The 13,147-nt window shown below is 66.8% G+C and carries 9 protein-coding genes; 5 read left to right on the forward strand and 4 right to left on the reverse strand.

Going from position 1 to position 13,147, the window contains the following annotated elements:
• Window positions 1–4: 4 nt before the first annotated feature.
• Window positions 5–2,989, forward strand: a complete 2,985-nt coding sequence (gene fdhF / locus OKW27_RS24465; protein ID WP_429335127.1) for a formate dehydrogenase subunit alpha — start codon at window positions 5–7, stop codon at window positions 2,987–2,989.
• 8 nt (window positions 2,990–2,997) lie between these two features.
• Window positions 2,998–3,258, forward strand: a complete 261-nt coding sequence (locus tag OKW27_RS24470) for a formate dehydrogenase subunit delta (protein ID WP_184027626.1) — start codon at window positions 2,998–3,000, stop codon at window positions 3,256–3,258.
• An 86-nt stretch (window positions 3,259–3,344) separates the two neighbouring features.
• On the opposite strand, the gene OKW27_RS24475 is transcribed toward OKW27_RS24470, so the two are convergent.
• Window positions 3,345–5,069, reverse strand: a complete 1,725-nt coding sequence (locus OKW27_RS24475) for an FAD-dependent monooxygenase (RefSeq protein ID WP_429335128.1) — start codon at window positions 5,067–5,069, stop codon at window positions 3,345–3,347.
• A gap of 231 nt (window positions 5,070–5,300) precedes the next feature.
• Here OKW27_RS24475 and OKW27_RS24480 point away from each other — a divergent pair, with 231 nt between their 5' ends.
• Window positions 5,301–7,148: a tetratricopeptide repeat protein gene (locus OKW27_RS24480; protein WP_429335129.1), complete on the forward strand. Its 1,848-nt coding sequence runs from the start codon at window positions 5,301–5,303 to the stop codon at window positions 7,146–7,148.
• A gap of 74 nt (window positions 7,149–7,222) precedes the next feature.
• On the opposite strand, the gene OKW27_RS24485 is transcribed toward OKW27_RS24480, so the two are convergent.
• Complete coding sequence (locus OKW27_RS24485; protein WP_429335130.1) at window positions 7,223–8,524, reverse strand: MFS transporter; 1,302 nt, start codon at window positions 8,522–8,524, stop codon at window positions 7,223–7,225.
• Window positions 8,525–8,844: 320 nt separating this feature from the next.
• On the opposite strand from OKW27_RS24485, the gene OKW27_RS24490 reads away from it, so the two are divergent.
• On the forward strand, window positions 8,845–9,369 hold the full coding sequence (locus OKW27_RS24490) for a GNAT family N-acetyltransferase (protein WP_018421404.1): 525 nt from the start codon (window positions 8,845–8,847) through the stop codon (window positions 9,367–9,369).
• A gap of 200 nt (window positions 9,370–9,569) precedes the next feature.
• On the forward strand, window positions 9,570–10,595 hold the full coding sequence (locus OKW27_RS24495; protein ID WP_429335131.1) for a hypothetical protein: 1,026 nt from the start codon (window positions 9,570–9,572) through the stop codon (window positions 10,593–10,595).
• A 9-nt stretch (window positions 10,596–10,604) separates the two neighbouring features.
• Here OKW27_RS24495 and OKW27_RS24500 read toward each other — a convergent pair whose 3' ends face one another.
• Both OKW27_RS24500 and OKW27_RS24505 read right to left on the reverse strand, forming a co-directional pair.
• Window positions 10,605–11,318 carry a DUF2968 domain-containing protein gene (locus tag OKW27_RS24500; protein WP_429335132.1) on the reverse strand — a complete coding sequence of 238 codons (714 nt, stop codon included), beginning with the start codon at window positions 11,316–11,318 and terminating at the stop codon, window positions 10,605–10,607.
• A 346-nt stretch (window positions 11,319–11,664) separates the two neighbouring features.
• Window positions 11,665–13,116, reverse strand: coding sequence for a gamma-glutamyl-gamma-aminobutyrate hydrolase family protein (locus OKW27_RS24505; RefSeq protein ID WP_090801352.1), 1,452 nt, complete (start codon window positions 13,114–13,116; stop codon window positions 11,665–11,667).
• Window positions 13,117–13,147 lie beyond the last annotated feature (31 nt).

Genomic DNA, 13,147 nt, shown 5'->3' on the forward strand with positions numbered 1-13,147 from the left:
CACCATGTCCGACCAGTTCAACTCCCCTGCCGGCGCCCCGAAGGAAGCCCCCCTGGGGGGCGGCTGCGGCTCAGGCAACTGCGCCTGCAAGTCGCAAGCCCTGGCACGCGCCGCCAACGCGTTCGCCGACGACACCGACTACGGCACCCCCGCCCGCCACTCGGACGTCGACGTGACGCTCGACATCGACGGCCAGGCGGTGACCGTACCGGCGGGCACGTCGGTGATGCGCGCGGCGGCTGAAGCTGGTGTCAACGTGCCGAAGCTGTGCGCGACCGATTCGCTCGAGCCGTTCGGCTCATGCCGCCTGTGTCTCGTCGAAATCGAAGGACGGCGCGGCTATCCGGCCTCGTGCACGACACCGGTCGAAGCCGGCATGAAGGTGCGCACGCAGACCGACCGTCTGCAGTCGCTGCGTCGCAACGTGATGGAGCTGTACATCTCCGACCACCCGCTCGATTGCCTGACCTGCCCCGCCAACGGCGACTGCGAACTGCAGGAGATGGCGGGCGTGACCGGCCTGCGCGAAGTGCGCTACGGCTTCGACGGCGCGAATCATCTGAAGGACCAGAAGGACGAATCGAATCCGTACTTCACGTACGACCCGGCGAAGTGCATCGTCTGCAATCGCTGCGTGCGCGCGTGCGAGGAAACCCAGGGCACGTTCGCGCTGACGATCACCGGACGCGGCTTCGAATCTCGCGTCGCGGCCAGCGAGAACCAGCCGTTCATGGAATCGGAGTGCGTGTCGTGCGGCGCCTGCGTGGCCGCGTGCCCGACCGCGACCTTGCAGGAAAAGACCGTCGTGATGCTCGGCCAGCCCGAGCACTCGGTCGTCACCACCTGTGCGTATTGCGGCGTCGGCTGCTCGTTCAAGGCAGAGATGAAGGGCAACCAGGTCGTGCGGATGGTGCCGCACAAGAACGGCCAGGCCAACGAAGGTCATGCATGCGTGAAGGGCCGCTTCGCGTGGGGCTACGCGACGCACAAGGACCGCATCAAAAAGCCGATGATCCGCGCGAAGATCACCGACCCGTGGCGCGAAGTCAGCTGGGACGAAGCGATCTCGTATGCGGCGTCCGAATTCCGCCGCATCCAGGCGAAGCATGGGCGCGATTCGATCGGCGGCATCACGTCGTCGCGCTGTACGAACGAGGAAACCTACCTCGTGCAGAAGCTCGTGCGCGCCGCGTTCGGTAACAACAACGTCGACACCTGCGCGCGCGTCTGCCACTCGCCGACCGGCTATGGTCTGAAGACGACGCTCGGCGAATCGGCCGGCACGCAGACGTTCGCCTCCGTCGACAAAGCCGACGTGATCATGGTAATCGGCGCGAATCCGACCGATGGCCACCCGGTGTTCGCCTCGCGTCTGAAGCGGCGCGTGCGCGAGGGTGCGAAGCTGATCGTCGTCGATCCGCGCCGGATCGATATCGTCGATACGCCGCACGTGAAGGCGTCGCATCACCTGCAATTGCGGCCCGGCACCAACGTCGCGATCGTCAACGCGCTCGCGCACGTGATCGTCACCGAAGGCCTGCTCGACGAAGCGTTCGTCGCCGAGCGCTGCGAGATGCGCGCGTTCGAACAGTGGCGCGATTTCGTCGCGCTGCCGGAGAACTCGCCGGAAGCGACCGAAGTGGCGACCGGCGTGCCCGCGCAACAGGTACGCGAAGCCGCGCGCATCTACGCGAGCGCCGGCAACGCCGCGATCTACTACGGCCTGGGCGTCACCGAACACGCGCAAGGCTCGACGATGGTGATCGGCATCGCGAACCTGGCGATGGCGACCGGCAACATCGGCCGCGAAGGTGTCGGCGTGAATCCGCTGCGCGGCCAGAACAACGTGCAAGGCTCGTGCGACATGGGCTCGTTCCCGCACGAGCTGCCGGGCTATCGCCACATCAGCGATCCGCTCGTTCGCACTCAGTTCGAAAACGCCTGGAACGTCACGCTGCAACCGGAACCGGGCCTGCGCATTCCCAACATGTTCGACGCCGCGCTGGACGGCAGCTTCATGGGCCTCTACTGCCAGGGCGAGGACATCGTGCAGTCGGACCCGAACACGCATCATGTGGCGGCGGCGCTGTCGTCGATGGAATGCATCGTCGTGCAGGACATCTTCCTGAACGAGACCGCCAAATACGCGCACGTGCTGCTGCCCGGCTCGTCGTTCCTCGAAAAGGACGGCACGTTCACCAATGCCGAGCGCCGCATCTCGCGCGTGCGCAAGGTGATGCCGCCGCTCGGCGGCTACGCGGACTGGGAAGTCACGCTGCTGCTGTCGCGCGCGCTCGGCTACGAGATGGACTACACGCATCCGTCCGAGATCATGGACGAAATCGCGCGGCTCACACCGACCTTCCACGGCGTGTCGTACCAGAAGATCGACGAAATGGGCAGCATCCAGTGGCCATGCAACGAGGACGCGCCCGACGGCACGCCGACGATGCACGTCGACACCTTCGTGCGAGGCAAGGGCAGGTTCGTGATCACGAAGTTCATCGCATCGCCGGAGAAAGTCACGCGCAAGTATCCGTTGCTGCTGACGACCGGGCGCATTCTGTCGCAGTACAACGTCGGCGCGCAGACGCGCCGCACCGAGAATTCGCGCTGGCATGACGAAGACCGGCTCGAACTGCATCCGCACGATGCCGAGGAACGCGGCATCAAAACCGGCGACTGGGTCGGCATCGAATCGCGCGCGGGGCAGACCGTGTTGCGCGCGAAGGTGACGGAGCGGATGCAGCCGGGCGTCGTCTATACGACGTTCCACTTCCCCGAATCGGGCGCGAACGTGATCACGACCGACAGCTCCGACTGGGCGACCAACTGCCCCGAATACAAGGTGACCGCGGTGCAGGTGATGCCGGTCGAGCAGCCGTCGCAATGGCAGAAGGACTATTCACGCTTCAATAGCGAACAGCTCGAACTGCTGAAGCAGCGCGAGCTGGCCAATGCGGCCGCGGCCGTCACCGCGGGCAAGTGAGGCGAGCCATGGACAATCGGAATCTGATCGACATGGCGAACCGGATCGGCGACTTCTTCGAGTCGATGCCCGACCACGAGGAAGCGCTGACCGGCGTCGCCGAACACATCCGCCGCTTCTGGGAGCCGCGCATGCGTCGCGCGCTGCTCGCGACGCTCGACGAAGCGCCGGACACGTATGACATCGCGCTATCGGACTTCACGCGCGAGGCGATCGTCAGGTATCGCGAGAAGTTGACGCCGGCGCCGGCCCAGGCGCCGGCGGCTTAGGCTCGGGCGGTTTCCCCAATCAACCAGGCGCGGCGGCGCGATCCGCTGCCGCGTGCGTGCCCATGCCACGCAACCGGCGGCGCCGATCACAACGTCGCCTGTTCCGATATCTCTCCCCCAACCGTAAACCACGCTTCGCAGTGCCGTACGAGACCGTGCAGGTCCGAGCCGGTGCGTCCGCGCGCGCTGATGTAGCCGTCGGGCCGCACCAGATAAAACGACGGCCGCGTGCGCCCATACGATTCGGACAACGCCGGGCCGCCGTCGCCGCTCGTATCGGTGACGCGCCAGATTCGCACCGCGTTCGGCAGCAGCCGCTCGACCTCGGCGGCGAGCTTTTCTACTTCGGGGTCCGGCGGCGGTGCATGTTTCGCGGCGGGATCGAGCGGCGTGCCATCGACGGGCAGCGGCGGCAACAGCAGAAACAACGAGAAGAACGCCGGATCGTGCAGATCGAAAATGCAGCCGACGCCCGGCGCGCGCCCGAGCGGACCGTCGACGACGTGCACGAGCGCATCGGGTGCGCGCTCGCCCGCGCGCGGGCCGCCGTCGAGCACGCGTTCGAGCGTCAGCGGACTGCGCCGGTACTGGATCGACAGCTCGCTGATCGTCGCGCGTGCGGCATCGCGCAGCGGACCGAACGTGGCCAGCACCGGCATCACGCGCTCGCGCAGCAGCTTCATCGGTCCGTGATCGGCCTCGGCCATCTGCGTGATGAAACCGGTCTGCCGCAGCACCTCGCGCTCGATCGGATGTCGCTCGGCGTGATACGTGTCGAGCAGACGATCCGGCGCCGCGCCGCCGATCACGCGCGCGAGCTTCCAGCCGAGATTGAGCGCTTCCTGGATGCCGGTGTTCATGCCTTGCGCGGCCGCGGGGCTGTGTACGTGCGCGGCATCGCCGGCGAGGAAGATGCGGCCCACGCGCAGCCGATCGACCATCCGGCTGTTCACGTGGAAGTACGCCGACCACGCCAGATCCGACACGTCGACGCGCTCGCGCACGCGTCGCGCGATCAGCGCCTTGCATTGTTCGAGCGACGGCGCCGGCGCCCGCTCCAGCGGCGGCTCGCCGAGCACCGCGGGGGCCGGCGGCGCGGCGCTGTCCGACGGCTCGACCGCATGATCGGCGATCAGACGATGGCGGCCGTGGCCCATCGGAAACAGCGCGACGAGACCGTCGCCCGACGCGAAGATATGGAACTCGTCGTCGGGCCAGTCGGTTTCGGCATGCAGGTCGGCGAGCAGAAAGGTCTGGTCGAAGGTCTTGCCCTCGAAGTTCAGGTCGAGGCGATGGCGAATCGAACTGTGCGCGCCATCGGCCGCAATCAGATATGACGGGCGCATGGCTTCCGTGCGGCCGTCCGCGCGGCGCAAGGTCGCCTGAACGCTCGCGGAGCCTTGCATGAACGCCACGAGCTCGACGCCGCGCTCGACCTTCACGCCGAGCGTCGCCAGATGCTCGGTCAGGAGCCGCTCGGTCACCGACTGGTCGAGAAACAGCAGATAGGGATAGCGCGTGTGCAACGGGTCGAAATCGAGCTGCGCGAGCCGCATGCCGTTCGAAAACAGATTCGCCACGCGCGCGCGATGGCCGAGCTCGAGAAACGGTTCGACCAGCCGATGCTGCTCGAGCAGTTCGAGCGTACGTGCCTGAATGCCGATCGCGCGCGAGTAAGGGTTCGGCTGCGGCGCCTTGTCGATCAGGCGCACGGGGACGTGGGCGCGCGCGAGACTCATCGCTGCGGCAAGTCCGGTAGGACCGGCCCCGACGATCAGCACCGGCGACGCGTCGTAGGCGGCAGCGTCCATGCGGAACTCCGGAGGCAACGCACGTGCGTTCCATATGTAAACAGACCCTAGTGTACGCCGCCACTCTTGCGCACACGGGTGCGCTGCATCAATCGCGCGTCGGCAAGACGGGTCGCGCGGGGGTTCCATCCGTCGTTGCCCATGAACTCACCCTCCGCGCAAATCCGGGCCGCTTGCGCAAGTATGGGAAAATGCGCCCTCAGTCTGATTGATCCAAATGCCCTCCCCGTCATGCAACCTGTATTTGACCGCGCGTTCGCGGCGCATCGTGACGGCCGCCTCGACGACGCCGAACGCGGCTACCGCGCCACGCTCGACCACGACCCCAGCCACGTCGACGCGCTGCATCTGCTCGGCGTGCTGCGCCACCAGCAGGGCCAGCACGCCGAAGCCGCGGCGCTGGTGCGGCGCGCGGTCGATCTGCGCCCCGAAGACGCGGCGCTGCAGCTGAACCTCGGCAATGCGCTGAAGGCGCTCGGCCAGATCGACGCCGCGATCGAGCAGTTCCGCAACGCGCTGACGCTCGCGCCGACCTTCCCGATGGCGCACTACAACCTCGGCAACGCGTACGCGTCGCAAGGCCGTCACGAAGACGCCGCCGATGCGTTCGAACGTTCGCTGCGCCTGCAGCCGAACGACGCGTCGTCGCACAACAATCTCGGCAACGCGCTGCACGCGCTCGGCCGTCACGCGGACGCGATCGCGTCGTTCCGGCGCGCGCTCGAGCTGCGCCCCGGTCACGCGGGCGCGCTGAACAACATGGGCATGTCGCTGAACGCGCTCGATCGACCGAACGAGGCAGTGCCCTGCTTCGAGGCCGCGCTCGCCGCCGAGCCGCGCTTCGTCGCCGCGCACTTCAATCTCGCGAATACGTTCGATGCGACCGGCCGCCATGCGCGGGCAGTCGCGTCATTTGAAGCGGCGCTGCGTCTGCAGCCGAACCTGCCGCCGGCGATCTATGGCATGGGCAACGCGCTCGCGTCGCTCGGCCGTGCCGAACAGGCGCTGCCGTATCTGGAGCGCGCGGTCGGGCTCGATCCGCAATTCGCGCTCGCGTGGCTTGCGCTCGGCACCGCGCACCAGGCGCTCGGCGCGCACGCGGCCGCGGTGCGCGCGCTCGATCAGGCGTTGCGGCTGCGCCCGGATCTCGCGTCCGCGCATATGAACCGTGCGCTCGCGTGGCTCGCGATGCGCGACTTCGAGCGCGGGCTGCCCGAATACGAATGGCGCTTGCAAACCGTCGCGCAACCGGTGATCCAGACGTTGCCGCGCTGGCACGGCGAGTCGATCGAAAAACACACGCTGCTGATCCATGCCGAACAGGGTTTCGGCGACACGCTGCAGTTCGTGCGCTTCGTACCGCGCGCAGCGCTTCGCGCCGCGCGCGTCGTGCTGGAAGTGCAGCCGCAGTTGGTGCCGCTCTTCGCGCCCGTCGCGCAGGCATGGCGCGTCTCGCTGATCGCGCAGGGCCAGCCGCGCCCCGCCGCCGATCTGCAGATTCCGCTCTTGAGCCTGCCGCTGGCGCTCGGCACGCGCTACGACACGATTGACGCGCGCACGCCCTATCTGAGCGTGCCGCCGGCCTATGGCCGCAAATGGCGCGGCTCGCTCGGCGGTCAGGCGAAGCGCAAGATCGGGCTCGCATGGTCGGGGCGCATCCAGCGCAACGAAACCCGCACGATGCCGCTCGCCGCGCTGGAGCCGCTGTTCGCACTGGATGGCATCGACTGGATCGTGTTGCAGCCCGATCTGTCCGAGGACGACCGCGCGGCGCTCGACGCGCATCCGCGCGCGGCCGCGATCCATCGCTTCGACCACCGCATCGGCGACTTCGCGGATACCGCGGCGATCGTCGAGCGGCTCGACGCGGTGGTGTCGATCGACACGTCGATCGCGCACCTCGCGGGCGCGCTGCGCAAGCCGCTGTGGCTGATGCTGCCGTTCGCCGCCGACTGGCGCTGGTTCGACGGCGACACGCGCAGCCCGTGGTATCCCGGCGCGACGCTCGTACGTCAGCCGCGGCCGGGCTCGTGGGATGAAGTCGTCGAGGTGGTCGCTGACGAATTGCGGCACGGCTAGCCACAGACCACGCGCCGCAAACAAAAGACCCCGCTAGCGCGGGGTCTTTTGTTTTCAGAGCACGAAGTGAACCGTCAGGCCGCCCGATACTGATTGCGCGCCTCCGGCGTGCGATACAGGAACAGCGTCGCGAGCAGACCGCAGATTGCCGCCACGCCGAGGACCAGGCCCGGCGCCGCCTTGTTGCTGGTCACGTGGATCAGCAGCGTGGCGATGGCCGGCGTGAAGCCGCCGATCGTCGTCGCGAGACTGTACGCGAGCGAGAAGCCAGCGGTTCGCACTTCGACCGGCATCACTTCGGTCAGCGCGACGACCATCGCGCCGTTGTAGCAGCCGTACAGGAACGACAACCACAGCTGCACGGCGAGCAGACGCGCGAACGACGGTTCGGCGACGAGCCATTGCAGCGCCGGATACGCGGTGAGGATCGTCAGGATCGTGAACGCGAGCAGCACCGGACGGCGGCCGACGCGGTCCGACAACGCGCCGGACAACGGCAGCCAGATCAGATTCGAGATACCGACGCAGACGGTGACGACGAGCGCGTCGATCGCCGACAGCTTCAGCACTTCCTTGCCGAAGGTCGGCGTGTAAGCGGTGATCATGTAGAACGACACGGTCGTCATGACGACCATGCCCATGCCGCCCAGCACGATCGGATAGTTCGCGAGCATCGACTTCAGGATCTCGCCCACGCTCGGACGATGCTTGCGCGCCGTGAACTCCTCGGTTTCCTGCAGCGAGCGGCGGATGATGAACAGGAACGGCACGATCAGACAGCCGATCAGGAACGGCACGCGCCAGCCCCACGCGAACATCTGCTCGGCGGGCAGAATCTTGTTGAGCCCCACGCCGATCAGCGCGGCGAATACCACCGCGACCTGCTGGCTGCCCGATTGCCACGAGCAATAGAAGCCCTTGTTGCCCTTCGTCGCGATCTCCGACAGATACACCGACACGCCGCCGAGCTCAGCGCCGGCGGAGAAGCCTTGCAGCAGCCGGCCGAGCAGCACCAGCACGGGCGCTACGAGCCCGATGGTCGCGTAGCCCGGTATCGTCGCGACCGTCAGCGTGCCGAGCGCCATCAGGCTCAGTGTGAGGATCAGGCCTTTGCGACGACCGTGATGGTCGATGTAGGCGCCGAGCACGATCGCGCCGAGCGGACGCATCAGGAAGCCCGCGCCGAACACGGACAGCGACAGCATCAGCGACGCGAAATCGCTGCCGCCAGGAAAGTAGGTCTTGGCGATCGCGGAAGCGTAGTAGCCATAGACCATGAAGTCGTACATTTCAAGAAAGTTGCCGCTGACAACGCGGAACACTGTCTTGACCTTGGATTCTTCGGTGGTGGAAGCGGCGTGGGTCGCTGTAGACATGACACTCTCGGATAGGCCCGCCGCCCTGTCGGACGGATCGACGCGGACGGTGACGAGCGGGCAGTTGAAACGATCCACTGCTTGGCAAGCGGATGCTGCAGGCGAACGCACAGGTATAAGCAAGTGCGCCCGGGGGCGCCGCATTTTGCTGCTCACGGCGCTCATTCGATATGAGGGTAAACGCTGAGCTCGATGTCGGGCCGATGCCACGTAATGTTACTGCTGAGAGGGTCGACGCGAAACGCATACAGTTTGCTTACGCGCGACACCCGCGGGCAGCGGTAGACTGTCCGCGCGAGGCCATTCAGTCGATTACGCCGATGCGAACCACCCCTGCTCTTTCCCTGCGCCCCGCCACGCTCGAGGACGCCGCGCTGATTGCGTCGATCCACAGCGCCAGTTGGCAGGCGACCTATCGCGGTCTGTTGCCCGACGCGTTCCTCGACGGCGAAGTCACGCGCGAACGCGCCGCCTATTGGGAAGCACGTCTCGGCGCGCCGGGCGGCGAGCGCCGCATCGTGCTGATCGCCGAGCTGGCCGGCGAGCCGGCCGGCTTCGTGTGCGTCGAGCGCCAGCCCGAGTCCGCGTGGGGCGTGCTGCTCGACAACCTGCATGCGCTGCCCGGTTATCAGGGCATCGGCGTCGGCAAAACACTGATGCACGCAGCCGTAGACTGGACGCGCGCGCAAGGCGAGGCACAGCTGTACCTATACGTGCTCGAGGGCAATACGGCGGCGATCGGCTTTTACGAGCGACACGGCTGGCAGTTGGTCGGCGCGGAGCCCGATCAGATGGGCGGCGTGGATATCACCGCGTTGCGCTACGTGTACCGGTTGAAGGCTTGAACGCCGTGGTTGAGTGTGCGTGATGCGCGTGGCGTCGCGGGGACGGCGCGCGCCGGCGGTAGTCCTGTTTTCGGAGTCATCTGAACGGTGGACGACGTAGTTTCGAGGCATGATTTTCTGTTGCCGATGGCTTCATCGGCCCCCTACAGATTCCGTCACTGCCACACCGGTGAGCCTGTCCGAGACACCGGAAGAAACCGATGACCAGCACGCCACTCATCCTGATCGAAGGCGCATTCGCGCTTCCCCCTTTCCGTACGCTCGACCACCTGCCCGAACCGTTCGGCCGCGACTGGGCGTTGCTGTCCTGGCGAACCGGGCTCGATTCGCTGTATGCCGCGCTGCTGCGCACCGTGTGCGTCAGAGATCAGCAGTTGCTGTCGTATGGGCAGTGGGTGTCGATCGACGGCGTGCTGACCGGCGTGCTAACTGACATGAAGCGGCCGGCAGAGACGCCCGTTGCGAACGCCACGCAGCCTGCCGGGGAACCGTCGAATACCGCGACGGCGGCGCATCCCGCTATGCAACGGAAGGTGCCTCAGGGTCCAATGCGAATCGCGCTCAAGGCCCGCTCGCCGCGAATCGCGCAGCGGCGCACTGTACGGCATCGGCGAACGGTCGCGGCGAGTGCCGGCGTAATCGGCTGCGTCGCAGTGCTGGCGTGGTGGATCGTCGATCAGCCTCTGGCGCCGCGGCATATGGCCTCCGACATGCTGAAATCGGCGCAAGCTCTGAAGCCCCGTCGTGATGCGCCGGCGCCGGTAGAAAAGCGTCGTGCGCAGCATCTGGTTGCGAGTCCCGAGGCACCGGTGATTGCGGAGGCCGTCACACCGGCTCCTGTGCTTCCGCCATTACCTGCCGACGTGGCCGCCGCCGCACCCGCGCGCATCGCGGCTTTGCCTCAGCGCACCGCCACGCGACATGCGCCCACGCCGCGTGACGCGATTCGCTCATCGCCTCCGCGTCGTGCGCTTCGCGTGCAAACGCATCCGCTTCCGGTAAATCGGCATGCCGCGAATGACCCATCGCATGAAGCGCGCGTTCGTACCCGGTTCGGCGAAGACGGATACGCTGATGTAACGACGTTCGCCATGATGTCTTTGCGCGACGTCGCGCCGCTGCCGCGCTCCACCGTGTCGAACAATCTGCCGGCAAATAGCACCGAGTGGATGAACCACATATCGCAGCGTCGCGTCACCGAAATCCCGGAACAATTCGCGCAATGAGCGCTGCCGTTACTTCGACGCAGGCAAACCCGCTTCCGTCTGCTGCTGCAAGCGCGTGATCGCGCCCTGAAGCTGACGCAATTGCGCCTGCGCGTTGTCGCGCTCCGCGCGCAGCGCGAGCGCCTCGTCGCGCGTCTGCCGCTGCCGGTCGTCGACCTTCGCCTGCTGCGTGCGGGCGACGTCGAGATCGGTCTGCAGCCGTTGCGCCTGCTGCTGCGATATCGCGATGCTGCCCTGCAGATATGCATTCTGCGCCTGCAACCGCGTGCGATGAATCTCGGCGTCCGCGAGTTGCTGCGTCTGCTGCGCGAAACCGGCGTAGATCGCTTCCGCGCGCTCTGCCGAATCGCTCCTGATCACGCGCCAGAAATGCTTGTTCTGAAACAACGCGACGTAGTACGTCATCCGCGGCGGATGGAAGAACAGGCTCGCACCGTAGCTGCCGTTGTAGGTCGTGCGCAGTTCGCTGAGGTTCGCGTCGTGGATCAACTGGATCAAACCGGCGACGTCGCCGCGCGCGGCGGCGGGCGTATTCGCGGACACCTCGGGCTCAGCGACGGACTGGGGGCCAGCCTCTCGCGGCGCCAACTCCCCTGGAGCCGGCCGCGTGCCCGCCAGCGGCGCGCTCACGCTGTCCTGCTGTGCCACCGCAACACCCGTATGCCACAACGCATAGACACCGGCGAGCAACATAGCGCGCCGGATAACCAAGGAGTACTTCATATGCCTGCTCCACGCCGATCGAGAATGACGTTGGATTATCGCGCGGATTTATCGCGACGCGAAGCTCGTGGGCACTGAATGGACACGCTCGAAATCGAGATAGACGGTTGGTGCAGCGAATCACTCCATCCCGAAATCACAGTCGCAAAATAAAGACGCCACCCAGCTCGCACTCCTGACTATTTCGAGAGAAGAAAACGCACTGCCACATAACGTGACAGCGCGTCAGATGGATGGAATGGCTCCGTCGGGCTGCGGAAAACAGCGAAAGCGCGGGACCGATGCGCAACCACGCCGCGGACTCAACCTCGACCGCGCACGCCGCGCCAACGCAAACCCGCCTTGCTTAAAACCGCGTCTCCCGCGCGACCCGCAGGAACGTATCGAGCAACGGCGTGCAATCGAGCAGCTCCGGGCCGCCCGCGCGATGAAACTCCGGGTGCCACTGCACGCCCATCACGAACGGCGCGCGCCGGTAGCGCACGGCCTCGATGATGCCGTCCGACGCCGACACCGCCTCGATATTGAGATCGCGGCCCAGCGTCTTTACCGCCTGATGGTGGATCGAGTTGACGATCGCGTCGTGCCGTCCGGGGAACATGTTCAGCAGCGTCGAGCCATCCGGAAAATGCACGCCGTGCCGGTGCTGATCGTAGTTTTCGTTGACGTGGGCGTTCGCGGTGGGCACTTCGGTCGCGATGTCCTGATATAGCGTGCCGCCGAACGCGACATTGATCAGCTGACAGCCGCGACACACGCCGAGCACCGGCTTGCCCGATTCGACGAACTCGTGCAGCAGTTCGAGCTCGTACATGTCGCGCACGCGGTCACCGGGCCATTCGTGGCTGGCCGCCGATTCCGCATACGTCTGCGGCGACACGTCGGCGCCGCCTTGCAGCAGCAGGCCATCGAGATGCTTCGCATAGTCGCGCAGACGGATGTTGCTCGGGTGCAGCATGCCCTGATGACCAACGGTCGGGATCATGAACACCAGCACGTCGCGCGACATCACCCAGTGCGCGACCGACTCCTCCAGATACTGCAGCGTCTTGCCGCGCAAGCCCTTCGCGCCCGGTTCCGGGTGGAAGATGCGCGCCGACACGCCGATGCGCAGCGTGCGCTGCGTGATCCGCTGCCCCGCGCGATCGAACAGCTGCCGCGCGCGCGCCGCGATGATGCGGCCGAACACGCTCCACGCGGAGTCGCTCTGCTTCAGATAGCGCGGTGGCGACGGCGGCAGCGCGTTGGGTGGCGGCGGGTTCGTGGCGCTGAAATCGGGTGCCGCGCCGAAACCGGGCGGCGGCGAGCCGGGCGCGCGCGCCGCGGGTGCGGCGGCTGCCTCGGTGGCGATTTCGTCTTCGGTGGCGAGGTCCGCCGCGCTGCCGCCAGCCGCGCGCGGCTCGCCGGCGGCCACCGTCGGTTTCGCGAGCGGCTCGGGTTTCACCATGGTCGCGCCGCCGGCGTACGTACCAGCGCGCCGCACTTCGCGCTCGTGCACCTTGGCTTCCTGCCGCGCGGTCGATTCGGCGGCGGCGCTGCGCGCCTCGGCCGCGTCGCGCAGCCGCGCCGTGCGCGGATCTTCGGGCGTGACCGACGATGCGCTGAGCGGATCGTCGGTCGACGACCTCGCGGTCGCCTCCTCGGCCGTCGGGCTCGTGTCTTTGGCGGCCGACCGGATGGCATCTTCATGCGAGGGAGGAAGCGAGGCGGCCGGTTCGGCCGGCGCACTGCTCGGCGCGGGGGAGGCCGGCTGCGGACTGCCGGTCGTGCCGGCGTTTTCGGGTTTGTTTTCGCTCATGACTGTCGGACGGGCGCCTTACACGCGAACG

This window comes from Paraburkholderia sp. 35.1 (genome assembly GCF_050436525.1).
Classification (GTDB): Bacteria; Pseudomonadota; Gammaproteobacteria; order Burkholderiales; family Burkholderiaceae; genus Paraburkholderia; species Paraburkholderia tuberum.